This window comes from Pseudochryseolinea flava, from assembly GCF_003286915.1.
Taxonomy (GTDB): Bacteria; Bacteroidota; Bacteroidia; order Cytophagales; family Cyclobacteriaceae; genus Ohtaekwangia; species Ohtaekwangia flava.
The window spans coordinates 1-23,886 of sequence record NZ_QMFY01000011.1; the positions used below are offsets into that span (position 1 = coordinate 1).

Below are 23,886 nucleotides of genomic sequence, written 5' to 3' on the forward strand. Positions count from 1 at the left end.
CATAGCGCACAATCTTGCAAAAGCGACCGCATGAGTGACGAAGATTTCACGCGCCTACATTTTTCAAACTAGATTAACCCAAAAAAAACAAAAAAAGCCGCCTCATGACTTTTGAGACGGCCTCTTTCTTTTATGTACTATCCTTACCGACTAGAATTTCTTACCAGGGAAGTAAGCAACTTCACCAAGTTCTTCTTCGATACGGATCAACTGATTGTACTTTGCCATCCGGTCCGAACGAGATGCTGAACCGGTTTTAATTTGGCCAGTGTTGAGTGCTACAGCCAAGTCAGCAATCGTGCTATCTTCAGTCTCGCCAGAACGGTGAGACATAATGCTCTTGTACGCATTGCGTTTTGCAAGATTAACCGCATCGATCGTTTCAGTGAGGGAACCGATCTGGTTTACCTTGATAAGGATTGAGTTCGCTACACCTTTGTCGATACCATCTTGAAGACGTTTTACGTTCGTCACAAACAAATCGTCACCTACAAGCTGAACCTTGTCACCTACTTTATCTGTAAGCTTCTTCCAGCCATCCCAATCATCTTCAGCCATACCGTCTTCAATGGAGATGATAGGATATTTCTTCACCCACTTAGCCCAATATTCAACCATCTCATCTGACTTCAATTTCTTGCCATCAGATTTGTGGAATGTATAGGTTTTAGTTTTTGCATCATAGAATTCAGAAACCGCCGCGTCCATGGCAATGAACACATCAACACCAGGCTTAAGGCCCGCTTTCTCGATCGCTTTCAATACGATTTCAATAGCTTCCTCATTTGATTTAATGTTTGGCGCAAATCCACCTTCATCTCCGACGTTCGTTGAGAAACCTTTATCATGAAGCACTTTTTTCAACGTGTGGAAAATTTCGGTCCCCATACGAAGTGATTCAGAAAACGTATCAGCTTTCACAGGCATTACCATGAATTCCTGGAAGTCGATAGAGTTATCAGCATGGCTACCACCGTTGAGGATGTTCATCATAGGCACTGGGAGCGTATTAGCGCTAACACCACCGATATAACGATAGAGTGGCATACCCGCTTCCATAGCAGCTGCTTTTGCAATGGCAAGGGACGTACCGAGGATAGCATTTGCACCAAGCTTCGCTTTGTTTGCAGTGCCATCAAGCTCGATCATGATCTTGTCAAGGAGGTTTTGATCAAACACGTCGAAGCCAATAATTTCAGAGGCGATCTTTGTGTTCACATTATCAACAGCTTTCAAAACACCTTTACCAAGAAATTTCTTCTTATCACCATCCCGGAGTTCTACAGCTTCGTGCGTTCCGGTAGAAGCACCAGAGGGTACTGCAGCGCGACCAAATGCGCCTGACTCAGTAACTACATCGACTTCGATGGTTGGATTTCCACGGCTGTCCAAGATTTGGCGCGCATGGATGCTTTCAATTAAGCTCATGTTTAAATTAGATTTATGGATTTCGTTATGAATGGTTTATGCTGATACAGATTCCTTCACATCTGCTTTAATCATCGATACAAATTCATCGAAGAGGTAGCGAGAATCGTGTGGACCTGGCGACGCCTCAGGGTGATATTGAACCGAGAACGCCTTCTTATCTTTACGACGAATACCCATGATCGTATTATCGTTTAAGTGAACGTGCGTAACCTCAACGTTGGGATTCTTTTCAATCTCTTTTTCGCTCACAGCAAATCCGTGATTCTGCGACGTCATTTCACCTTTTCCGGATAATAAATTCTTTACCGGATGGTTTAACCCACGGTGTCCATGGTGCATTTTATACGTTGATAATCCTGAAGCCAAAGCCAACAGTTGGTGCCCGAGGCAAATTCCAAATAGAGGTTTGCTTGAATCAAGCGCTTTCTTCACGGTCTCAACCGCATATTGCATTACCGATGGATCTCCAGGGCCGTTAGAAATAAAATATCCATGCGGCTCAAATGCTGCCATCTCTTGGAATGACGTCTTCGCCGGAAACACTTTGCAGTAACAACCACGCGATGCAAGATTATCCACGATACTCTTCTTGATTCCAAGGTCCAGAACAGCTACTCGGATTGACGCATTCGGATCTCCAACGGTATACGCTTCTTTCGTCGTTACAACGGACGACAACTCAAGACCGTCCATCGAGGGCACCTTTTTAATTTCTTTGATCAGTTCCTCAGGCGAAAGCTCGGAAGAAATAATCGCGTTCATCGCACCTTTGCTACGAATGTAACGCACAAGCATGCGTGTATCCACATTGGCAATACCCACGATACCGCGCTTTTCTAAATAACTTTGCAAACTTTCCTTCGCCGATTTCCTGCTAAATTCTTCCGCAAAGTCATTCACGACAAGCCCCGCGATCTTCGGCTTATCAGACTCTTGCTCTTCATCAACCGCGCCGTAATTTCCAATGTGCGCTGTCGTGTTTACAATGATTTGTCCATAATATGAAGGATCAGTATAAATCTCCTGATACCCTGTCATTCCAGTGTTGAAGCAAATTTCTCCACCAGAAGTTCCAATTTTTCCAATGGCCAGTCCTTCTACCAGGAGGCCGTCTTCTAAAAGTAAGTAGGCTTTCTTATGCTGCATGTTGTTCACAAAAATACGTCAGGAATTTCGGGTTATAAGTGTTAGGTAACCGCAATTTTCATCAAGTTCCGTCATAAAAAAAGGGATTGAACTTTCGTCCAATCCCCATTCATATTTGATATCATCAAACACTATTCTTTATCCTTTTTAGCGGACGATTTTTTAGTCTTCTCTGCCTTTGGAGCTTCTGCCGCTGGCGCCTCTTCAGCACCTTCAGCCTTCTTAGCACCACGGCTACGACGAGTCTTAGCTTTCTTCGCTACAGCTTCCTTGCTGTAAAGCGTATTGAAATCTACCAACTCCATTACACACATTTCAGCATTGTCACCCACGCGAACGTCGGCCAATTTGATAATACGTGTGTACCCACCTGGACGATCTGCTACCTTACCTGCGATTTCGCCAAAAAGCGTTTTTACAGACTCTTTATTTTGAAGGTAAGAGAAAACCGTTCTTCTTGAGTGTGTTGTATCTTCTTTAGCCTTCGTAATCAATGGTTCAACATATTTGCGAAGCGCCTTAGCTTTAGCTACAGTTGTCTCGATTCTTTTATTGAGAATGAGTGAAGATGCCATGTTCGAGAGCAAAGCCTCGCGATGTGATGACGTTCTTCCTAACTTATTAATTTTTCTCCCGTGTCTCATGGTTCTTAATCCTCTTCGAGTTTATACTTGGCGAGATCCATACCGAAAGTAAGGTTCTTCTCTGCCACCAATTGTTCCAATTCAGCCAGTGACTTCTTACCAAAGTTTCTGAACTTCATCATATCGGAAATCTCAAGTTGTACAAGATCACCGAGTGTCTTCACGTCAGCAGCCTTCAAGCAGTTGTATGCGCGAACAGAAAGATCTAAATCGTGAAGCGGCGTCTTCAATAGCTTACGCATGTGAAGCATTTCTTCATCCACTTGCTCAACTTCAGCATCCTTACCAGTCTCAAGTTCCATTGACTTATCTGAGAACAATGCGAAGTGCTTGATTAGGATGTAAGCAGCTCCTTCGAGTGCTTTCTCTGGATGAATTGAGCCATCAGTTTCAATATCAACCACGAGTTTTTCGTAGTCAGTCTTTTGCTCAACGCGAGTATTCTCTACGCTAAATTTCACGTTCTTAATTGGCGTGAAAATCGCATCGATTGGAATAAATCCGAATACCTGCTCTGATGGTTTGTTTTCTTCTGCCGGAAGATATCCTCTTCCTTTCTCGATTGTCAATTCAATTTCGAAATGAGCTGACTCATCGAGGTTACAGATTACGTGCTCAGGGTTAAGAATCTCGAACGCAGATGTAAACTTAGCGATATCGCCAGCCTTAAACTGCTTCTGTTTCTTGATGTTAACCGTGATTTTATTATCAAAATTATCAGTGACTTTTCTGAAGCGAGTCATTTTAAGATTTAAAATGATCTCAGCAACATCTTCTACAACACCTTCGATTGTGGAAAACTCATGCAGTACACCTGGGATTTTAATTCCAGTAATCGCATAACCTTCCAGAGAGGACAAAAGAATTCTTCTAAGGGCATTGCCAATTGTAACTCCATATCCTTTTTCCAGAGGCTTGAATGTGAAGAGACCATGGAAATCATCCGCTTTCTCCATCACAACCTTCTCTGGCATTTGAAATGCTAATATTGACATAGTGTTGTTTTGATTAACCTTTAAAATTATTTAGAGTACAATTCAACGATCAATTGCTCGTTGATGTTCTCTGGAATGTCTTCACGACTTGGGAGATTCACCAATTTACCAGTGAATTCTTGGCCATCCCACTCTAACCAGTTGTACTTCTTCGCGCCTTGGATTGATAAGCTGTTTGTAACAACTTCTAATGACTTAGAACGCTCACGAACAGATACCAACTCTCCTGGCTTCAATGTAAATGAAGGTATATTAACGACTTCGCCATTCACTAAAATGTGTTTGTGAAGTACGAGCTGACGTGCAGCGCGACGTGTAGGTGCAATTCCTAAACGGTATACGGTGTTGTCCAAGCGTGCTTCAAGTAATTGAAGGAGAACCTCACCGGTAACGCCCTTCTTACGAGATGCAGTGTCGAACAATTTAGCAAACTGACGCTCAAGCAAACCATAAATGTATTTCGCTTTTTGCTTTTCAGCCAGCTGAGTAGCGTATTCAGATTGTTTACGCTTCTTGCCACGACCATGCATACCTGGCGCATAGTTTTTCTTCTGGAGCGCCTTGTTCTCACCTAAGATTGGCTCATTAAACCTTCTTGAGATTCTGGCTTTCGGACCTGTATATCTTGCCATGATGTATACGTGATAATTCTTTCTTAATTAAACTCTTCTCTTTTTAGGAGGACGGCAACCGTTGTGCGGAAGTGGCGTCACATCGCGAATTGCAGTTATTTCGATACCCGCAATTTGGATGGTACGGATAGCTGATTCGCGGCCAGCACCAGGTCCTTTTACGAACACTTCAACCTTACGCAATCCAAGTTCAAAAGCCTTAGTAGCGCAATCCTGTGCCGCAGTTTGTGCAGCGTATGGAGTGTTTTTCTTCGAACCTTTAAAGCCCATCTTACCAGCGGATGCCCAGGAAATAACCTGTCCGGTTGTATTGGTAATTGTAATGATGATATTGTTGAATGACGCTCTGATGTGAGCCTGGCCTACGGCCTCAACATTCACCACTCTCTTTTTTGCTTTATCTTTCCTCTTCTCAGCAGTTGCCATTATTGAAAAGTTTTATCAATTAACCTTTAGTTGCTTTTTTCTTATTCGCTACAGTCTTACGCTTACCCTTACGAGTACGAGCGTTGTTCTTTGTAGTTTGTCCACGCACAGGAAGTCCCTTGCGATGACGAAGACCGCGATAGCATCCAATGTCCATCAAACGCTTGATGCTCAATTGAATCTCAGACTTCAGAACACCTTCAATGCGGTATTTCTCTGCGATGATCGCACGAATGGTATTCGACTCATCGTCATTCCATTCTTTTACTTTCTTATCCCAGTTTACACCGGCTTGGGTAAGAATATTTTGGGCTGTACGGCGACCAATACCAAAAATATAGGTCAGGCCAATCTCGCCTCTTTTGTTATCCGGGATATCTACACCAGCAATACGTGCCATAGTCTGTTAACCTTGTCTTTGTTTATACCTAGGATTCTTCTTGTTAATGACATACAGTTTGCCTTTGCGTCTGATGATCTTACATTCAGCGCTGCGCTTCTTTATGGATGCTTTAACTTTCATTTCTTTACTATCTACTTGTATCTAAATACAATTCTTCCTTTTGTTAAATCGTAAGGTGACATTTCCAATCGTACTCTGTCGCCAGGTAAAATACGGATATAATTCATCCTCATCTTACCTGAAATATGGGCCAATACCTCGTGCCCGTTTTCTAGTTGTACTCGAAACATTGCATTCGACAATGCTTCACTTATAGTACCATCTTGTTCAATTGACCTCTGTTTCGCCACTTATAGCTATAATTTTCTTCTATGTATCGGTGCGTCGTCAATATCTCTGTCCTATCCTCGTGCACGGCAATCGTGTGCTCAAAATGTGCTGAAGGCTTCCGATCAGAAGTCCGGATTGTCCATCCATCACGCTCCTGAACTACACTCTTTGTTCCTTGGTTAATCATCGGTTCTATCGCGAACACCATCCCAGGAACAAGCTTCACACCCTTTCCACGCTTTCCGTAATTCGGAACCTCAGGCTCTTCGTGCAGCTTTTTGCCAACACCATGACCTACTAATTCCCGAACTACACCGTAGCCGAATCCCTCAACGTAGTTTTGAATTGCAAAAGCAACATCACCGATTCTGTTTCCCGCCTTCGCTTGTTCAATGCCTCGATATAATGAATCGTGCGTTCGTTCAAGTAAAAGCAGTGTCTCCTCACTTACCTTTTCAAGCGGATAAGTATAGGCAGAGTCGCTGTGAAAACCTTTGTGATACACGCCACAATCCACTGCGATTATGTCCGTGTCCTTCAATTCATAGCTTCCTGGGAAACCATGAACTACCACATCGTTAACCGAGATACAAAGCGTCGCAGGAAATCCGTTGTAATTTTTGAACGACGGAACCGCGCCATGATCTCGGATAAAAGTCTCAGCCACTTTATCAAGTTCTGAAGTCTTAATACCAGGTCTTATTACCTTGGCAACTTCACCGTGGGCCTTCCCAAGAATTTGGGCGCTTTCGCGGATCAGTATTAGGTCTTCTTCAGTCTTGAGGTGGACCATTCAGCTTTTAAGCCGCAGCAAATTGAGAACGTCCTTTCACTCTACCAGACTTCATCATTCCCTCGTAGTGTCTCATCAGTAAGTAACTTTCAATCTGCTGAAGCGTGTCGAGAACAACCCCAACAAGAATCAACAACGAAGTACCACCAAAGAACTGTGCGAAGTTCTGCCCAACCCCTGCTAGATTTGCAAATGCTGGAAGAATTGCAATCATCGCGAGGAAAAAGGCGCCTGGAAGCGTGATCCGTGATAACACGGTATCTATAAAATCCGCGGTAGGTTTTCCAGGCTTAACACCTGGTATAAATCCACCGTTTCTTTTCAAATTATCGGCAATATCGTTCGAGTTAATCGTGATCGCAGTGTAAAAGAACGTGAAAATCAAGATCAACAACGCGAACAGTAAACTATACTGCCATGAGTAAGGGTTTGAGAATGTAGCGTTAATAGATGCGCCAATCTCATTCTGCATCAAACCTCCCAACAGGGTCGGAATGAACATCAATGCTTGAGCAAAGATAATCGGCATTACACCTGCAGAGTTCAATTTCAATGGTATGAAATCGCGCTTACCACCGTATAACTTATTGCCAATCACCTGCTTAGCGTACTGAATCGGAATTCTACGAGTTGCTTGTGTTAAAGCGATAACCGCGACTACGATCGCAAAAAGCGCTAGTATCTCAAGTAAGAAAAACCAGAATTTACCAGGTAGCTTAGTCGAAATCTCAGAAGCAAGTGCTAATGGAAGACGAGATACGATACCGATCATGATGATCATCGAAATACCATTACCAATCCCCTTGTCCGTGATACGTTCACCTAACCACATACAGAACATTGTTCCTGTAATGATCAGTACCAGTGAAGTAAACATGAACTGGAAGCCGTTATCGTTAATGAAAGACGCATCAACGCCACCTTTCAAATAACTATAACCTTGGAAAATGGTAATTAAAATTGTGAGAACGCGTGTAAATTGATTCAGACGTTTACGACCAGAGTCCCCTTCCTTCTGCAACTTCTGGAAGTAAGGCACAGCAAAAGTCAAGAGCTGTACGATAATCGACGCAGAAATGTAAGGCATAATGCCCAACGCGAAGATAGAGTGGTTATTAAAGGCTCCACCAACGAAATTGTTGATAAATCCTAAGATTGCGTTCTGCTTTGAACTATCCAGAGGATCGTTATTAGAGTTGATGATCTTTGATGCATCAATTCCAGGCAGAACGATAAAACATCCCAATCTGAAGATGATCAGAAATCCGATCGTGTTCAGAATTCTAACTCTGAGATCCTCGATCGCGAAAATGTTCCGTATGGTCTGAAAGAAGCGTTTCATTACTTCACAATTGTGGCTGTTCCACCTACTTTTTCGATAGCTTGAGTTGCTGAAGTGCTGAAAGCGTGTGCCTCAACGGCAACTTTCGCTTTGAGTTCACCTCTACCTAAAACCTTGATTTTGTCGTTCTTTCCAACAATACCGTTCTCAACAAGGAATTGAATGCTGATCGCGCTACCATTAGTTTTCGCCGACAAAGTCTCGAGAACATCGAGGTTTACAGCTTTGAAATATTCTTTGTTGTTGTTCTTGAAGCCGAATTTAGGAACACGGCGCTGAAGTGGCATCTGTCCACCCTCAAAACCAACTTTCTTTGAGTTACCTGATCTCGATTGAGCTCCTTTATGACCACGTCCAGCAGTGCTACCGCCAGAACCTTGACCACGACCGAGTCTCTTATTTGATTTTACAGAACCTTCCGCAGGTTTAAGTGTATGGAGCTTCATCTTAAAGTTCTTTTACGGTAATCAAATGATTCACTTTTGAAATCATGCCAGCGATCTGAGGTGTTAACTCAACTTCTACCGACTTATTGATTTTGCCTAGACCCAACGCTTGCATAGTGCGCTGTTGTGTCTCTGGTCTTTTAATTATACTTCTCTTTTGGATGATCTGTACCTTTGCCATGTCTCTTAGCCGTTAAATACTTTCGACAATGAAATTCCTCTGTTCTTCGCCACCGTGTAAGCATCGCGCATACTTGTCAAAGCTTTGAAGGTAGCCTTCACCACGTTGTGAGGGTTTGAAGAACCTTTTGACTTCGCCAATACGTTGTGAACGCCGGCACTTTCAAGTACAGCACGCATCGCACCACCGGCGATAACACCCGTACCAGGAGAAGCAGGTTTCAGAAGTACAAAACCACCACCGAACTTACCGATCGATTCATGTGGCACTGTACCTTTAATAATTGGTACTTTCACCAGGTGCTTCTTGGCGTCGTCGATACCTTTTGTAATGGCGTCTGTTACTTCGTTGGCTTTTCCAAGACCGTAACCTACAACACCATTTCCATCACCCACGACAACAATGGCTGCAAAACTAAATCTGCGACCACCTTTCACCACTTTCGCTACGCGCTCAATGGCTACTACTTTTTCCTTAAGATCTATTTCGCTGGCTTTAACCGTGCTGATATTGCTTACTGACATATTTCAGTTTCTTAGAATTTTAATCCACCTTCTCTGGCACCTTCGGCCAAAGCTTTGATATTACCATGATAAAGGTATCCGTTACGATCAAAGATAATCGTCTGCACACCTGAAGCGATCGCTTTTTCTGCAATCTTCTTTCCTACGTTCTTAGAGTTCTCCTGGTTAAGACCAATCTTATCTCCAAGTTCGACCGTCGATGCTGAAGCGACTGTAACGCCTTTAGTATCATCGATAATTTGCGCGTAGATTCCACGGTTACTTCTAAAAACTGATAACCTAGGTCTCTCTGTTGTACCGCTGATCTTCTTACGAACACCAGCCTTTATTCTTTCGCGTCTTTCTCTATTCTTGCCTGCCATAGTTATATGGGTCTATGATGCTGTTCTTGATTCAATTATTACTTAGCAGCAGCCTTACCAGCTTTTCTGCGTACATACTCACCAGTGAAGCGAATACCTTTTCCTTTGTAAGGTTCAACTTTACGAAGCGATTTAATCTTAGCGGCAACCTGACCGATAAGTTGTTTGTCAATTCCTTCAAGAATAATTGTAGGATTTTGACCTTTCTCTTGAACAGCTTGAACTTTGATTTCGGAGGGAACCGCCAAGAACACATTGTGTGAGTAGCCTAAGCTAAGCTCCAATACGTTCGACTGTGCTGTTGCCTTATAACCTACACCGACTAACTCCAATTGGTGTTTGTATCCTTTTGACACTCCCTCAACCATGTTAGAGATCAATGCGCGATACAAACCGTGCAAAGATTTATGTCTCTTCTGATCTGTTGGACGCTCAACTAATAGTTGGCCGTTATCTTGGGTGATTTTGAAATCAGGGTCGATAGCCTGATGGAGCTCACCTTTTGGTCCTTTAACAGAAACCTTTTGGTTTGCAACGTTAACCGTTACTCCACTTGGGATCGATACGAGTTTTTTACCTATACGTGACATCTTCTGTTTCTTTAGGGATTAATACACGAAACACAATACTTCACCACCCACATTGAGGTTGCGTGCTTCCTTATCAGTAATCACACCTTTAGATGTAGATAAGATCGCGATACCTAAACCATTCATAACACGTGGCATTGTGCCCTTGTTAACATACGATCTAAGACCTGGCGTACTTATTCTCTCCAGCTTTGTGATTGCTGATTGTTTTGTCTCAGGATTGTACTTCAATGCAATCTTGATATTGCCTTGTTGATTTGTAGCATCCTCAAACTTGTAATTCAGGATGTAACCCTTATCAAAAAGAACCTTCGTAATTTCCTTTTTGAGGTTAGAGGCTGGAATTTCAACCACTCTATGGTTAGCCTTAATGGCGTTCCTCAGTCGGGTTAAGTAATCTGCTATAGGATCAGTCATTTTCTTCGTCCTTTATATTAAAAAGCAAGCCCGCGCTTTTTCAAACCGGGCTGCAAAGATATATAACAATTCTTGTTATCCAAACTGTTATCTGGTTTCGGTTCATTTATCCTTTTGATAAAGAAGGTCCGACCTGGATACTCAGCAACCTATTTATTTAAAAATCAGACCGTTAAAGGTCATCCGCGAAATTTCGCGTACTGTGCCGGATTTACCAGCTAGCTTTCGTCAATCCTGGGATTTTACCAGCTGAAGCCATCTCACGGAATACGTTACGGCAAACGCCGAACTTACCCATATACCCTTTTGGACGGCCAGTAAGCTTGCAACGATTCTTCAAACGAACCGGAGAAGCATTACGTGGAAGCTTATCCAATGCGGTGTAATCACCAGCTTCTTTCAACGCTTTTCTTTTTGCCGCATAGGTCGCAACGAGTTTTTCTCTCTTTGTCTGTCTTGCGATCACTGATAATTTTGCCATGACTTCTTATATTATTTTTGTGCAAACGGCATCCCAAATGCTTTCAGGAGCTCGAAGCTTTCTTCGTCTGATTTCGCAGTTGTAACGAACGTAATGTCCATACCGCTGATCTTGCTCACTTTTTCGATAGAAATCTCAGGGAAGATAATCTGTTCTTTCACGCCCAAGGTGTAGTTTCCATGACCATCAAAACCTTTATTGCTCACGCCTTTGAAGTCGCGAACACGCGGAAGCGCGATAGCCATTAAACGATCCAAGAATTCGTACATCTTGTCACCGCGAAGTGTAACACGTACGCCGATTGGCATATTCTCTCTCAATTTGAAGTTAGAGATCGCCTTCTTAGAACGTGTAGCCACAGCCTTTTGACCTGTGATGTTTGAAATCTCTTCCAACGCCACATCAATCAACTTTTTATCCGTTACAGCTACACCCATCCCCTTGTTAATGCAAATCTTCTCGATCTTCGGAACTTGCATTACAGATTGATATTCGAATTTCTGCTTTAGAGCAGGGACAATTTCTTTGGTGTACTTGTCCTTTAATCTAGGAGTTGCCATTATTTAATAAGTTCTCCGGTTTTCTTTGCGTATCTCTGAAGCTTACCTTTTTCGTTAAGCTTACGACCAACACGGGTTGCTTTCCCGCTGGCAGGATCAATCAATTGTAGATTGCTCACGTGAATCGAAGCTTCTACTTTCTTAATGCCACCCTCAGGCTTACCTGCAGATGGTTTTTCGTGCTTCGTCACGATGTTAAGGCCTTCAACGACAGCACGGTTTTTCTCAAGAATAACCTCAAGAACCACACCTTCTTTGCCTTTATCATCACCTGTGATCACTCTCACCTTATCGCCTTTGCGAATGTGGAGTTTAGGTTGTGTTGTTTTCTTCTTTTCCATGGCTTAAATAACTTCAGGTGCCAGTGAAACAATTTTCATGAACTGTTTCTCTCTCAGCTCACGTGCCACAGGACCGAAAATACGGGTTCCGCGTGGTTCGTCTTGAGCATTCAATAGAACAGCTGCATTATCTTCAAAACGGATATATGATCCATCTTTTCTTCTAACTTCTTTGGTAGTTCTCACCACCACAGCCTTTGTTACTGTACCTTTTTTTACTTGGCTGCTTGGCAGAGCAGACTTAACAGTAACGACGATCTTGTCGCCTACAGACGCGTAACGTCTTCCCGTTCCGCCGAGAACGTGCATACAGAGAACTTCTTTAGCTCCGCTGTTATCTGCTACGGTAAGTCTGGATTCAGTGCGTATCATGATTACTTAGCTTTTTCAATAATTTCAACCAATCTCCAACGCTTGTCTTTGCTCAATGGACGAGTCTCCATGATACGAACAGTATCGCCGATACCGGCAGTGTTTTGTTCGTCGTGAGCTTTGAACTTAGTCGTTCTGTTCACAAATTTTCCATAGATCGGGTGCTTTACCTTTCTGTCAACAGCAACAGTGATGGTTTTCTGCATCTTGTTACTTGTAACGCGGCCGATCCTTTCTTTACGTTCGTTCCTTTCCATAGGAATTATTTTTGAAGTTCTTTAGCTCTCAATTCAGTGCTGAGTTTCGCGATCAACTTACGTGATTCACGAAGTTTCATTGGATTCTCGATAGAAGAGATCTGGTGGGCGAATTGTGCCTTTCTCAGAGCTTCCTTTTCGCTACCGATCTTTTCCTTCAGCTCGGCTACGCTCAATGCTTTGATGTCTGCGTTTTTCATGGCGATGATTATTCTACGTAGTCAGGTCTAACTGAAAATTTAGTCTTGATTGGAAGCTTTCCTTCAGCAAGTTTCAAAGCCTCTTTAGCAGTCGCCAAATTTACACCACCTGCCTCAAACAAGATAGTACCTGGCTTGATAACCGCTACCCAATATTCTGGTGCTCCTTTACCTTTACCCATACGAACCTCTGCAGGTTTACGTGTAACTGGTTTATCAGGGAAGATGCGGATCCAAACTTGTCCTTCACGCTTCATCGCGCGAGTTACCGCAATACGAGCAGCTTCAAGCTGACGTGCAGTGATCCATCCACCTTCTTGTGCTTTCAAAGCAAATGAACCGAAAGCAATTGAATGACCTCTTGTCGCCATTCCCTTTACACGACCCTTTTGCGTTTTTCTAAATTTCGTTCGTTTAGGCTGTAACATGGTTACTGAGCTTTATGCGTTTGTTACTTTGATTAACCGTTTCTTTTTCCGCCTCTGTTGTCACCGCCGCGTCTTCCGCCGCCGTCACCACCGCGTCCTCTTCTGTCACCGCCTCTACCGCGGCCGCCGCCTCTTTCATTTCTGTCACCTTTCTGGCCACCACCAGCACCACCACCTTGTTGTGCATTTGCGCTCGCCAGCCCTACGTTAGGAGAAAGATCGCGCTTACCATAGATCTCACCTTTGAAGATCCATACTTTGATACCGATCTTACCGTAAACAGTTTGTGCTTCAGAGATAGCGTAGTCAATATCCGCGCGAAGTGTGTGCAACGGAATACGACCTTCTTTATACTGTTCAGTTCTTGCCATATCAGCACCCGCCAAACGACCAGAAACTTTCACTTTTATACCTTCAGCACCAACACGCATCGCAGAGGCAATGGCTTGCTTCATGGCACGCTTATAAGAAATACGTGCTTCGATTTGTTGTGCGATTGACTCACCAACCAATTTAGAATCCAACTCAGGACGCTTAATCTCGAAGATGTTGATTTGAACATCCTTGCTGGTGATCTTCTTTAATTCTTCCTTGATCTTATCAACTTCTCCACCACCTTTTCCAATCACAACACCGGGACGTGCAGTGTGAATAGTCAATGTGATGCGCTTAAGCGTTCTTTCGATTACAACCTTAGCGATACCGCCTTTAGGAATACGCGCTTGAACGTAGTCTCTGATCTTCTGATCTTCAACAAGTTTATCAGAGAAGGTCTTACCACCGTACCAGTTAGAATCCCAACCGCGAACGATACCTAATCTTAACGCTACCGGATTAATTTTTTGTCCCATTATTCCTTCGTTTCTTTTTCAGTTGATACTTCAGTGCCTGTATTTTTCAGGCTATCAATAACCAATGTTACATGGTTAGAACGCTTTCTCACACGGTGAGCTCGTCCCTGCGGAGCTGGTCTGAGTCTCTTGAGAATTCTTCCGCCGTCTACCCAGATAGCTTTCACATAAAGGTCCGCTTCTTCAAGCTTCACATCTGTGTGCTTAGCTTCCCAGCTAGAAATTGCTGATAAAAGCAATTTTTCAAGCTTCGGAGATCCAACCTTAGGCTCATACTTCAGAATATTGAGAGCCTTGTTCACACGCTCACCTCTAATAAGGTCAGCAATCAGTCTCATCTTCCGAGGCGATGTGGGAACGTTCTTCAATTTCGCCGTAGAAGGACCAGTCTTAGCCGCTTCTTTGCGGGCATCGCGCTTCTCGCGCTTAAGAACTGATTTTTTTATTTTTTTCGCTGTAGCTTCCATGTTTACTAAGCGTTTTCTTTCTTGTTACCCGAGTGACCGCGGAAAGTACGAGTACCCGCAAACTCACCGAGTTTGTGACCTACCATGTTTTCCGTTACATACACTGGAATGAATTTATTGCCATTATGTACGGCAAATGTGTGGCCGATCAATTCCGGAACCACTGTTGATCTTCTGGACCAAGTCTTAATTACAGACTTTTTACCTGACTTCTCAGTTGCTTCAACTTTCTTGAGCAAACGGAAGTCGCAATAAGGTCCTTTTTTAATGGAACGTCCCATTATTTTTTCCTCCTAGATATGATTAGACGATCTGAATACTTCTTCGGATGACGGGTCTTCTTACCTTTCGTGTAGAGACCATTACGTGATCTTGGGTGACCACCTGAAGCGCGACCTTCACCACCACCCATCGGGTGATCTACAGGGTTCATCGCTACAGCGCGGGTGCGTGGACGGATACCTCTCCAGCGGCTACGACCTGCCTTACCAACACTTTCATTCATGTGGTCAGGGTTTGATGTAGCGCCAATGGTTGCCATACAAACATCGAGTACGTTGCGCATCTCGCCTGAAGGCATCTTCAATGTAGCAAGTCCGTTTTCACGAGCAAGTAACTGAACGAATGTTCCCGCAGAACGTGCAATTGCACCACCTTTACCTGGCTTCATTTCAACATTGTGAATGATCGTACCAAGTGGAATTTTGTTTAGCGGAAGAGCATTTCCCACCTCAGGAGCAACATCTGCACCTGACACAAGCTGCTGTCCTACTTTCAATCCTTCCGGAGCGATGATATAAGATTTAGCACCATCAACATAGTACAAGAGAGCGATACGTGCTGAACGCGTCGGATCGTACTCAATTGATTTCACTGTTGCTGGAACACCAGTCTTATTACGCTTGAAATCGATATCTCTTAACTTCTGCTTATGACCGCCGCCTATGTAGCGCATCGTCATGCGTCCGTTACTATTTCTACCACCAGTTTTCTTAACTGTTGTTACCAGTGACTTCTCAGGCTTCGATGCTGTGATGTCATCGAAAGAGGGTGCGAGTCTGTGACGCGTTCCTGCTGTTACCGGTTTTAATTTCTTCAACGCCATTGTTCAAAAATTATACGTTGCTATAAAAATCAATTACTTCACCTTGTGCTAAAGTCACAATGGCTTTTTTGTATCCAGGTCTGCGACCAGAAAGGATACCGGTCTTGGTGTAACGTGTTTTGAATTTACCCATGACATTCATGGTATTCACTTTCTCTACGTTCACGCCATATTGTTTTTCCACGGCAATCTTGATCTCTACCTTGTTGGCATCAGCATTCACGATGAAGCCGTATTTGCCTTTCTCGTTCAAGGAAGAAACTTTCTCAGTTACCAATGGTCTCTTCAGGATACTCATTATGCTTTATTTAATAAGTTCTCAACTTTGCTAATTGCGCTCTCTACAAAGATCACATTGTCAGCGTTCATCACATCAAATGTGTTAACCTGATCGAACGTAGTAATTTTTGTATTTTGGATGTTTCTTCCGGAAAGAACGATGTTCTTATTGTTTTCTGGAAGAATGAGAAGTGTCTTCTTGTCAGCCAAAGAAAGGGCATTCAACAATGACACGAACTGTTTCGTTTTTGCAGAAGCAAAAGTGAAATCTTCAAGAACAGCGATAGAGTTATCTTTTGCCTTGTAGGAGAATGCTGACTTACGAGCCAGATCCTTCACTTTTTTATTCAGTTTGAAAGAGTAGTCGCGCGGAACCGGACCGAAAATACGTCCACCACCTTTGAATTGTGGGTTCTTAATGTTACCTGCACGAGCGCCTCCTGTACCTTTCTGTTTCTTGATCTTCTTAGAAGAACCTGAAATTTCGTTACGCTGCTTAGACTTATGAGTTCCTTGACGTTGGTTTGCTAAGAAGCTTTTCACGTCGAGATAAATTGCGTGGTCGTTCGGCTCAATACCGAATACATCATCTGCAAGATTTACTTTCTTGCTCGTCTTTTCACCACTAGATTTTAATACTGCTACTTCCATTATTTCTGAAGGATTACAGTTGAATTCTTTGGACCTGGAACAGATCCGCTCACCACGATGATGTTCTGTTCAGCGATGATCTTAACGATCTGGAGATTTGTCAATTTCACACGAGCATTACCCATGCGACCAGCCAAACGCTTTCCTTTTGGAACACGAGCCGCGAAAGACGCGTTACCCATTGAACCAGGAGCGCGAAGCCTGTCGTGCTGACCGTGCGTTGCACCACCTACCCCAGAGAAACCGTGACGTTTCACAACGCCTTGGAATCCGCGGCCTTTAGAAGTACCAATCGCATCGATGAAATCACCTTCAGCAAAAACATCCTGAATTTTGACTTCCTTACCAAGTTCTGCCAATTGGTCAAACTCAGTCTTGAAATCGCGAAACTCAGCGACATCCTTCTTCGGAGTGGTGTTCGCTTTCTTGAAGTGACCCAAGGCAGCTTTCGATGTGTTTTTTTCCTTCTTCTCGCCAAAAGCAAGTTGAACAGCACGATATCCGTCTGTTTCTTCGTTTTTCACTTGTGTTACTACACAAGGGCCGGCCTCGATTACCGTGCATGCGATATTCTCTCCTTCGGAGCCGAATACGCTTGTCATTCCTATTTTTCTTCCTATAATGCCAGGCATGGTTGAAACCTATTTATGCTTGTTTTTCAGGACTTTTTACGGATTTTCCGCCGCTTGGCAGACTCTTGTCGTAAAAAGGACTGCAAAGATAGGAACTAAAGGATAGTTACCAAATGCAGGTTTCAAAATATTTCAGAAAAGCGTCGTCTACAGCCATTTATAACCCGCATTCAACAACCTTCCGGAAAATTTGCCGCTTTTTTTCGCCTAAAACGCGTTAGAAATCACTTATCATTGGATCGTTTTTTTTAAAACTCTTTTAACCAATGGCTGCTTCCCGGTGGATATTACTCCTCTTGTTGCTAATACTACTCCTTATTGCAAGCTTATCATTAGGAAGTGTCGACATCCCAACTACGGATGTTATCGCTATTCTATTCGGGAAACAATCCAACGAACCCGCCTGGCAAGCTATCATTTGGGACTTTCGCATGACAAAAGCATTCACTTGCATATTGGCAGGTGGCGGACTTTCCTTAGCTGGTCTGCAAATGCAAACTTTGTTTAGAAACGCACTCGCCGGACCTGATGTGCTCGGTTTAAGTTCCGGCGCTAGTTTAGCGGTTGCTGCGCTACTACTCGGTCAGTCTGCCGGACTACCATTACTAACGACCAACAGCACCTCTATTGCCGTTGCCTCCAGTATTGGATGCTTTGGTGTTTTTATCATCATGCTCGCAATCGCTCAGCGCGTTCAAGATAACGCAGCGCTACTTCTCGTAGGCCTTATGATTGGTGCAGCAACGTCTTCTATTGTAAGCATCTTGCAATACATTACACAAGCTGAGGACCTTCAGCTTTACATTATTTGGACATTTGGAAGTTTGGGAAGCCTATCCTGGCAAGAGATAAATCTGCTAGGCATTGTTACAGTAATCGGGACCGTACTTGCAATAGCCTCTGCCAAACCGCTCAACGCTTGGCTACTGGGCGAAAATTACGCGCAAAGTCTAGGCATTAACACACGTCGCGCAAGGCTACAAATCATTCTCAGCGCAAGTATCCTAACCGGCGTAGTGACCGCCTTTTGTGGGCCTATCGCATTCGTTGGATTGGCAGTTCCTCACTTGGTTAAACTCGTTATCAAGACAAGCAATCATCTCATCCTCATCCCCGCTGTGCTTTTGGGTGGCGCTTCTTTGGTACTGTTTTGTGATATTGTCACGCAATTGCCGCGGCAAAACCAGTTACTTCCAATCAACGCAATCACCGCTTTAGTGGGCGCGCCTGTGGTCATTTGGGTTATTATGCGATCAAGAAAGATATCGGTATGAATACAGAGGGCATGCTCGTCATTAAGGATCTTTCTGTTGGATATGGGGCTCATAAACTATTTGAGCATATCTCTCTGACACTTCATAGAGGAGAATTCATTTGCTTGATGGGCCCCAATGGCATCGGCAAATCATCGCTTATCAGAACCATTGCTGGTCTTCAAAAACCCCTGGCAGGGCAAGTCAAAATCGATCATGACAATATTCGTGCGCATAGCCTGGCAGTTGTGCTTACTGATCGCATCACGGCGCAAAACCTGACCGCGCATGAACTGATAAACTTAGGACGTTACCCGTATCTAACATGGCGTGTGAAACTTACGAAGCAAGATCATGCCATTATAGAACAGGCAATAGAGCAGGTCGGCATTCAAGAACTCAAAAACCGTCGCGTGCAAGAACTCAGTGATGGACAGCTCCAATTGGTAATGATCGCTCGCGCACTAGCACAAAACACACCGGTAATTGTCCTCGATGAACCAACAGCTCACCTTGATCTAAACAATCGGCTTGAGATCATGAAGCTGTTAAAAAATATTGCTCACCAGCAGAATAAAGGCGTACTGGTATCGACCCACGATCTCGACCTTGCTTTGCAAACCGCCGACGGTATCTGGTTAACACAGCGCGATAAAACAATCCTTACTGGTTTTCCTGAAGATCTTGTCCTTAACAATGCGTTCGATACTATTTTTCAATTGAAGGGATTCGATTTGAAAACAGGAAAAGTTGTTCACGATTATCAACAATCTTTATCGGTTACACTGGACGGTGATGGCTATAGTTTTCTGTGGACAAAAAATGCTTTAGAACGAAACGGCATTGGAGTCTCGCCCAATAGCGGAGTCGATATTACTATACAATCACATGGCGACCGTTTCGTTTGGCTAGCCGACCGACAACAATTTGATAGCCTCCAAGATCTCGTACATTGGTTGATCAGCGCAAAACACGTTTAGAGAAGCAAACGATTGCAAATTTTCTACGCAATATCTTGGTCAATAAGATGACTTGATTTCAATCTGTTTTATTAGTTTGGACATCTATACATTCAATATGATAAAAGAAACAGAAATATTTTCCTATAGCTTCGATCCAGCATATAGCAAACCGGTCGCCTACTTTTCGATGGAGTTTGCCGTCGACCAACCACTAAAGATCTATAGCGGTGGTCTTGGTTTTCTAGCAGGGTCACATTTAAGAAGTGCTTACGAAAAAAAACAAAACCTCATTGGTATTGGCATCCTTTGGAAGAAAGGTTATTACGATCAAGAAAGAAATCAAGACCAAACACTTCGGGTCAGCTTTCGCGATAAAGACTATTCATTCTTAGTCGACACCAACATTATCTTTCCCATCACCATTCACGGCGCGCGTGTATACGTAAAGGCCTTCCTTCTTAAACCTGAAGTATTTAAAACTGCTCCTCTATTTCTGCTCACTACAGATATTCAAGAAAACGATTACCTCGCACAAACCATCAGCCATCGCTTGTATGATCCAAACGAAACCACGCGAATTGCGCAATCAATTTTATTAGGCGTTGGCGGAGCGAAACTCATCGATGTGTTAGAACGAAAGACAGACATCTATCACATGAATGAAGGACACGCACTCCCCATGTGCTTTTACTTACTTGACAAATTTAAAGACCTCGCCGAAGTCAAAAAACGCGTCGTCTTTACAACACATACGCCCGAAAAAGCAGGAAACGAAGAGCATAGTGTACCGCTGTTAAACAGCATGAGCTTCTTCAGCGGACTTACCCTAAAACAGGTTGATGAGTACATTCAACCTGAAAACGGCATATTAAATTATACGCTATCAGCTTTGAGGATGGCGAAGATCGCCAACGGCGTTTCCCAATTGCACGGTGAAGTCTCTCGAAAGATGTGGGGTGACTACGATGACATTTGTGAAATTACCGCGATCACCAATGCGCAAAACAAAACCTATTGGCACGACGATGTACTGGATGAAGCTCTTCAACAAAACGACGACGCAAAAATAGTTACTCGAAAAAAAGAGCTGAAGCACAAACTGTTCAGGGTAGTCGCCAATCAAACGGGTAAGCTATTTGACGAAAATGTGCTCACGTTGGTTTGGGCAAGACGATTCGCCGCCTACAAACGTGCGAACTTGCTCTTGATGGACTACAATCGATTCTTGAAAATTGTACAAAATCCAAAATATCCCATCCAGATTATTTGGGGAGGCAAACCCTACCCAGAAGATTTCGGTGCGATCAATATCTTTAATGAGATCTACTGGAAAACTAAAGACCTTCCGAATTGCACCGTGGTAACAGGTTACGAGCTGTGGCTTTCGGGACACCTCAAAAAAGGATCCGACCTTTGGCTAAATAATCCGCGCCTTTATCACGAAGCTTCCGGAACATCGGGAATGACCGCAGCAATGAATGCTTCCATTAATCTTTCAATTCCGGATGGATGGATACCTGAGTTTTCAAAACACGGTGAAAACAGTTTCATAATTCCAACGGCAAATGATCTGTTGACGCAAGAATCAAAAGATAAACTCGAGGCAAACGCACTACTTGATCTCCTGGAAAACGAAATTATTCCGATGTATTACGAAAGACCAAAGGAGTGGTCGAAAATTGTAAAACGAAGTATGCAAGACGTTTTGCCATTCTTTGATTCAGGGCGAATGGCATCCGAATATTACGAAAAGCTATACAAGCATTAAGCTCGTCCAAGGCAGTCTACTCTGACTGCCTTTCTTTTTACATAAAATTGCGCGCCCTTATCGCGCATCTTCTTTACTTTGCGCGAGCGTAAGATGCCTGTACAAAACACGGTTGACACGTCGTCAGTTAACAGAACAACATGGGAGATTTAAAGCTATCGGAGATCTGGATCTATCCGGTAAAGTCGTTGGGAGGCATTCAGCTAACCGCTTCTAAAGTTTTAGAAAAAGGCTTGCCTTACGACAGGCGTTGGATGCTTGTTGATGAAAATAATGTCTTCATGACTCAGCGTGTGTTTCCACAGATGGCACTCTTCAAGTTGGCGTTGAATCATACGGCATTAACGATTAGGTTTGGTGCAGACACGATAGACGTTCCCCTTGTGCCCAAAGGTAACAACACTGCAGAAGACGTTGTTATCTGGGACGATCATGTAATGACTTGTGAAGTTGACACTGCCATTTCTCAATGGTTCTCCTACCATCTGCAGAAAAAATGTAAGCTCATGTTTTTTCCTGAAGACTATGTTCGGCCAGTAGATCCGAAGTACAAGGTTAACGATGAACAAGTGAGTTTGGCGGACGCATACCCCTTCTTGATTATCGGCGAGAATGCACTCCAACAATTAAATGACAAACTCGCCAGCGCGATTGGGATGGATCGCTTCAGACCAAACTTTGTGTTTAGCGGCGGCGCCCCTCATGAAGAGGACACCTGGCGAGAGTTTGTTATTGGAACCAACCGTTTTGTCGGCGTAAAGCCATGCGCGCGTTGTGCCGTACCCACGATAAACCAAGAAACGGCGGAAAAGGGTATTGAACCCACTAAAACATTGGCTAAATATCGCGCTCGAAATAACAAGATCTACTTTGGCCAAAATTTAGTGGCCCGCGACCAAGGTGAAATAAAGGTTGGCGACAGTATTCAGATTGTGAGTTATGCCTAATTTTGCCATACCGAATTAGCAATGCATTATTATTACTTAAAGGCCGTTCACATCATCTTTATTGTTGCGTGGTTTGCAGGGTTGTTTTATATGCCTCGGCTTTTTATTTACACGATCGAGGCGAACGATAAACCGGCGCAAGAAAAAGCTGCGATCCAAAATCAGCTGATCATTATGGCGTCGCGGTTGTTATTTGGAATTACATGGCCCGCAGGTGTCATCACTTTTTTGATAGGTGTATTACTAGTTTGGAATAATCCCGGTGTCCTTCGTGAAGGCTACATGCATTTTAAACTATTTTTTGTTTTCCTTCTTTACGGATATCATTTCTCACTGCATGCTATTTTTAATCAACTAAAGAAAGGTGTTTATCGTTATAGCTCGCAACAAATTCGAATTTGGAACGAAGTACCTACCCTCCTACTGATCAGTATTGTTTTTCTGATCGTTGTTAAAAGTTCATTGAGTATGGTATGGGGTGTACTGGGATTGATTGCAGTGAGTGTAGCGATTATGGCTGGAATACGAGTTTACAAGAATCTTAGAAAATAATATGACATCAAGAATCATACAGACTTTATCACGCGTAATCGGCGCAATACTGCTAACGGCAACAATATTTGCATGTTCAAAAAAAGAAGCGGTTACGCCACTTCCTATTTTCGGAGAACGAGAAGTAAAAGGCACAGACACTGTTTACCACACCATTGCCGATTTTAAGTTCATCGACCAGGATAGCGCCATTATAACACAAGAGACTTTTAAAGGTAAAATCTATATAGCGGATTTCTTCTTCACTACCTGCCGTACGATTTGCCCCATTATGAAAACGCAGATGAAACGTGTATACGATTCAATCCAAAATGATCCAGACGTATTGATCCTCTCACACACAATAGATCCTGAGTATGATACAGTGCCCCTATTAAAAGATTTTGCAGAACGCCTTGGGGTGAGTGCTGCTAAATGGCACTTCGTCACCGGCAAGAAAGACTCAATTTATGAAATAGCACAAACCAGTTATTTCGCCACAGCCATGGAGGCCAAAGAAGAGCCCGATGGATTTATTCACAGTGGAGCATTCTTATTGATCGACAAAGATAGACGCATCCGCGGAAAGTATGATGGAACTAAAGTGGATGAAGTGAACCGATTACTGCTCGATATCGAGGCGCTCAAATCAGAATATGCAGCGCAGTAGTATCAAAATGATTACAACGGTTGCCCTAATGACTGGATGTTGGGTCGCCCTTGCGTGTAGTCGCACCGACAACAACCACTCTGCTGACGCTGATAAAAAAACGCGTGATACCTCCGCCAAATTCACGCAATATTATAACCGGGGTGAAGAGTTATATCAGCAACACTGCAGCAACTGTCATCAAGTAGATGGTTCGGGGCTCGGGCTGCTTTTCCCACCGTTAAACAAATCAGACTATCTCGACAAGAATTTAGACGATGTACTTTGCTTGATGCGGTACGGGAAATCGGGGGAATTAATCGTTAACGGGAAACAGTTTAATAAAGAGATGAAAGGCATCGCGACGCTATCGGATCTTGAAATCGCCGAGATCGCTACTTACATCTATAACACGTGGGAGAACGACAGGGGCTTAATTGAAGTAAGCTATGTCTCGAACGCGATGCAAACGTGCGAGACACAGCGTTAA

At 43.4% G+C, this 23,886-nt stretch carries 38 protein-coding genes; 7 read left to right on the top strand and 31 right to left on the bottom strand.

Annotated elements, in window-relative coordinates; all coding sequences use genetic code 11:
- Positions 1-150 precede the first annotated feature (150 nt).
- From eno to rplC, 31 genes are all read right to left on the bottom strand, one after another.
- Entirely contained in the window at positions 151-1,428 is a 1,278-nt protein-coding gene (gene eno, locus DQQ10_RS18945) for a phosphopyruvate hydratase (RefSeq protein ID WP_112748498.1), read from the bottom strand.
- Positions 1,429-1,464: 36 nt separating this feature from the next.
- Entirely contained in the window at positions 1,465-2,577 is a 1,113-nt protein-coding gene (gene carA / locus DQQ10_RS18950; protein ID WP_112748499.1) for a glutamine-hydrolyzing carbamoyl-phosphate synthase small subunit, read from the bottom strand.
- 131 nt (positions 2,578-2,708) lie between these two features.
- Entirely contained in the window at positions 2,709-3,221 is a 513-nt protein-coding gene (gene rplQ, locus DQQ10_RS18955; protein WP_112748500.1) for a 50S ribosomal protein L17, read from the bottom strand.
- A gap of 5 nt (positions 3,222-3,226) precedes the next feature.
- Positions 3,227-4,216 carry a DNA-directed RNA polymerase subunit alpha gene (locus DQQ10_RS18960; protein WP_112748501.1) on the bottom strand — a complete coding sequence of 330 codons (990 nt, stop codon included), beginning with the start codon at positions 4,214-4,216 and terminating at the stop codon, positions 3,227-3,229.
- Between the two features lie 26 nt (positions 4,217-4,242).
- Positions 4,243-4,848, bottom strand: coding sequence for a 30S ribosomal protein S4 (rpsD, locus tag DQQ10_RS18965; protein WP_112748502.1), 606 nt, complete (start codon positions 4,846-4,848; stop codon positions 4,243-4,245).
- Between the two features lie 27 nt (positions 4,849-4,875).
- Positions 4,876-5,274 carry a 30S ribosomal protein S11 gene (gene rpsK, locus DQQ10_RS18970; protein ID WP_112748503.1) on the bottom strand — a complete coding sequence of 133 codons (399 nt, stop codon included), beginning with the start codon at positions 5,272-5,274 and terminating at the stop codon, positions 4,876-4,878.
- 19 nt (positions 5,275-5,293) lie between these two features.
- Positions 5,294-5,674, bottom strand: coding sequence for a 30S ribosomal protein S13 (gene rpsM, locus DQQ10_RS18975; protein ID WP_112748504.1), 381 nt, complete (start codon positions 5,672-5,674; stop codon positions 5,294-5,296).
- Positions 5,675-5,680: 6 nt separating this feature from the next.
- Complete coding sequence (gene rpmJ / locus DQQ10_RS18980) at positions 5,681-5,797, bottom strand: 50S ribosomal protein L36 (RefSeq protein ID WP_112748505.1); 117 nt, start codon at positions 5,795-5,797, stop codon at positions 5,681-5,683.
- Positions 5,798-5,808: 11 nt separating this feature from the next.
- A complete protein-coding gene (gene infA / locus DQQ10_RS18985; protein ID WP_112748506.1) occupies positions 5,809-6,027 on the bottom strand; it encodes a translation initiation factor IF-1 in 219 nt (72 codons plus the stop codon).
- Positions 5,988-6,800: a type I methionyl aminopeptidase gene (gene map / locus DQQ10_RS18990; protein ID WP_112748507.1), complete on the bottom strand. Its 813-nt coding sequence runs from the start codon at positions 6,798-6,800 to the stop codon at positions 5,988-5,990. The genes infA and map overlap by 40 nt, the downstream gene beginning before the upstream one ends.
- Before the next feature lie 7 nt (positions 6,801-6,807).
- Entirely contained in the window at positions 6,808-8,142 is a 1,335-nt protein-coding gene (gene secY, locus DQQ10_RS18995; protein ID WP_112748508.1) for a preprotein translocase subunit SecY, read from the bottom strand.
- Entirely contained in the window at positions 8,142-8,588 is a 447-nt protein-coding gene (rplO, locus tag DQQ10_RS19000) for a 50S ribosomal protein L15 (RefSeq protein ID WP_112748509.1), read from the bottom strand. The genes secY and rplO overlap by 1 nt, the downstream gene beginning before the upstream one ends.
- 1 nt (position 8,589) lies before the next feature.
- A complete protein-coding gene (rpmD, locus tag DQQ10_RS19005) occupies positions 8,590-8,769 on the bottom strand; it encodes a 50S ribosomal protein L30 (RefSeq protein ID WP_112748510.1) in 180 nt (59 codons plus the stop codon).
- Positions 8,770-8,774: 5 nt separating this feature from the next.
- Positions 8,775-9,293 (bottom strand): 30S ribosomal protein S5, encoded by a 519-nt coding sequence (rpsE, locus tag DQQ10_RS19010; protein ID WP_112748511.1) that lies wholly within the window; start codon positions 9,291-9,293, stop codon positions 8,775-8,777.
- A gap of 11 nt (positions 9,294-9,304) precedes the next feature.
- Positions 9,305-9,655, bottom strand: coding sequence for a 50S ribosomal protein L18 (rplR, locus tag DQQ10_RS19015; protein WP_112748512.1), 351 nt, complete (start codon positions 9,653-9,655; stop codon positions 9,305-9,307).
- A 38-nt stretch (positions 9,656-9,693) separates the two neighbouring features.
- On the bottom strand, positions 9,694-10,245 hold the full coding sequence (rplF, locus tag DQQ10_RS19020; protein WP_112748513.1) for a 50S ribosomal protein L6: 552 nt from the start codon (positions 10,243-10,245) through the stop codon (positions 9,694-9,696).
- Between the two features lie 18 nt (positions 10,246-10,263).
- Entirely contained in the window at positions 10,264-10,662 is a 399-nt protein-coding gene (gene rpsH / locus DQQ10_RS19025; RefSeq protein ID WP_112748514.1) for a 30S ribosomal protein S8, read from the bottom strand.
- 211 nt (positions 10,663-10,873) lie between these two features.
- Positions 10,874-11,143 carry a 30S ribosomal protein S14 gene (rpsN, locus tag DQQ10_RS19030; RefSeq protein ID WP_112748515.1) on the bottom strand — a complete coding sequence of 90 codons (270 nt, stop codon included), beginning with the start codon at positions 11,141-11,143 and terminating at the stop codon, positions 10,874-10,876.
- 11 nt (positions 11,144-11,154) lie between these two features.
- Positions 11,155-11,703: a 50S ribosomal protein L5 gene (rplE, locus tag DQQ10_RS19035; RefSeq protein WP_112748516.1), complete on the bottom strand. Its 549-nt coding sequence runs from the start codon at positions 11,701-11,703 to the stop codon at positions 11,155-11,157.
- Positions 11,703-12,044: a 50S ribosomal protein L24 gene (rplX, locus tag DQQ10_RS19040; protein ID WP_112748517.1), complete on the bottom strand. Its 342-nt coding sequence runs from the start codon at positions 12,042-12,044 to the stop codon at positions 11,703-11,705. Before rplX ends, rplE begins: the two co-directional genes overlap by 1 nt.
- 3 nt (positions 12,045-12,047) lie before the next feature.
- Positions 12,048-12,416: a 50S ribosomal protein L14 gene (rplN, locus tag DQQ10_RS19045; protein ID WP_079690070.1), complete on the bottom strand. Its 369-nt coding sequence runs from the start codon at positions 12,414-12,416 to the stop codon at positions 12,048-12,050.
- Positions 12,417-12,418: 2 nt separating this feature from the next.
- Entirely contained in the window at positions 12,419-12,673 is a 255-nt protein-coding gene (gene rpsQ, locus DQQ10_RS19050) for a 30S ribosomal protein S17 (protein WP_112748518.1), read from the bottom strand.
- Positions 12,674-12,678: 5 nt separating this feature from the next.
- On the bottom strand, positions 12,679-12,873 hold the full coding sequence (gene rpmC, locus DQQ10_RS19055) for a 50S ribosomal protein L29 (RefSeq protein ID WP_112748519.1): 195 nt from the start codon (positions 12,871-12,873) through the stop codon (positions 12,679-12,681).
- An 8-nt stretch (positions 12,874-12,881) separates the two neighbouring features.
- Positions 12,882-13,301, bottom strand: coding sequence for a 50S ribosomal protein L16 (gene rplP, locus DQQ10_RS19060; protein WP_112748520.1), 420 nt, complete (start codon positions 13,299-13,301; stop codon positions 12,882-12,884).
- 32 nt (positions 13,302-13,333) lie between these two features.
- Positions 13,334-14,152 (bottom strand): 30S ribosomal protein S3, encoded by an 819-nt coding sequence (rpsC, locus tag DQQ10_RS19065; protein ID WP_112748521.1) that lies wholly within the window; start codon positions 14,150-14,152, stop codon positions 13,334-13,336.
- Positions 14,152-14,619: a 50S ribosomal protein L22 gene (gene rplV / locus DQQ10_RS19070; protein WP_112748522.1), complete on the bottom strand. Its 468-nt coding sequence runs from the start codon at positions 14,617-14,619 to the stop codon at positions 14,152-14,154. Before rplV ends, rpsC begins: the two co-directional genes overlap by 1 nt.
- A 5-nt stretch (positions 14,620-14,624) precedes the next feature.
- Entirely contained in the window at positions 14,625-14,900 is a 276-nt protein-coding gene (rpsS, locus tag DQQ10_RS19075; protein WP_112748523.1) for a 30S ribosomal protein S19, read from the bottom strand.
- Complete coding sequence (rplB, locus tag DQQ10_RS19080) at positions 14,900-15,724, bottom strand: 50S ribosomal protein L2 (protein ID WP_112748524.1); 825 nt, start codon at positions 15,722-15,724, stop codon at positions 14,900-14,902. Before rplB ends, rpsS begins: the two co-directional genes overlap by 1 nt.
- Before the next feature lie 10 nt (positions 15,725-15,734).
- Entirely contained in the window at positions 15,735-16,022 is a 288-nt protein-coding gene (gene rplW / locus DQQ10_RS19085) for a 50S ribosomal protein L23 (protein WP_112748525.1), read from the bottom strand.
- Positions 16,022-16,654, bottom strand: a complete 633-nt coding sequence (gene rplD, locus DQQ10_RS19090; RefSeq protein WP_112748526.1) for a 50S ribosomal protein L4 — start codon at positions 16,652-16,654, stop codon at positions 16,022-16,024. The genes rplW and rplD overlap by 1 nt, the downstream gene beginning before the upstream one ends.
- Positions 16,654-17,286, bottom strand: a complete 633-nt coding sequence (rplC, locus tag DQQ10_RS19095) for a 50S ribosomal protein L3 (RefSeq protein WP_112748527.1) — start codon at positions 17,284-17,286, stop codon at positions 16,654-16,656. The genes rplD and rplC overlap by 1 nt, the downstream gene beginning before the upstream one ends.
- Positions 17,287-17,552: 266 nt before the next feature.
- Between rplC and DQQ10_RS19100 the strand changes: the two genes are divergently transcribed.
- From DQQ10_RS19100 to DQQ10_RS19130, 7 genes are all read left to right on the top strand, one after another.
- Positions 17,553-18,560, top strand: a complete 1,008-nt coding sequence (locus tag DQQ10_RS19100; RefSeq protein WP_112748528.1) for an iron ABC transporter permease — start codon at positions 17,553-17,555, stop codon at positions 18,558-18,560.
- Positions 18,557-19,519, top strand: coding sequence for an ABC transporter ATP-binding protein (locus DQQ10_RS19105; RefSeq protein ID WP_133259703.1), 963 nt, complete (start codon positions 18,557-18,559; stop codon positions 19,517-19,519). Before DQQ10_RS19100 ends, DQQ10_RS19105 begins: the two co-directional genes overlap by 4 nt.
- A 97-nt stretch (positions 19,520-19,616) precedes the next feature.
- Positions 19,617-21,269 carry an alpha-glucan family phosphorylase gene (glgP, locus tag DQQ10_RS19110; protein ID WP_112748530.1) on the top strand — a complete coding sequence of 551 codons (1,653 nt, stop codon included), beginning with the start codon at positions 19,617-19,619 and terminating at the stop codon, positions 21,267-21,269.
- Positions 21,270-21,409: 140 nt separating this feature from the next.
- Positions 21,410-22,216 carry an MOSC domain-containing protein gene (locus tag DQQ10_RS19115; protein ID WP_112748531.1) on the top strand — a complete coding sequence of 269 codons (807 nt, stop codon included), beginning with the start codon at positions 21,410-21,412 and terminating at the stop codon, positions 22,214-22,216.
- 21 nt (positions 22,217-22,237) lie between these two features.
- Positions 22,238-22,768: a CopD family protein gene (locus tag DQQ10_RS19120; protein ID WP_112748532.1), complete on the top strand. Its 531-nt coding sequence runs from the start codon at positions 22,238-22,240 to the stop codon at positions 22,766-22,768.
- A gap of 1 nt (position 22,769) precedes the next feature.
- On the top strand, positions 22,770-23,417 hold the full coding sequence (locus DQQ10_RS19125; protein WP_112748533.1) for an SCO family protein: 648 nt from the start codon (positions 22,770-22,772) through the stop codon (positions 23,415-23,417).
- Positions 23,404-23,886, top strand: a complete 483-nt coding sequence (locus tag DQQ10_RS19130) for a c-type cytochrome (RefSeq protein ID WP_112748534.1) — start codon at positions 23,404-23,406, stop codon at positions 23,884-23,886. The genes DQQ10_RS19125 and DQQ10_RS19130 overlap by 14 nt, the downstream gene beginning before the upstream one ends.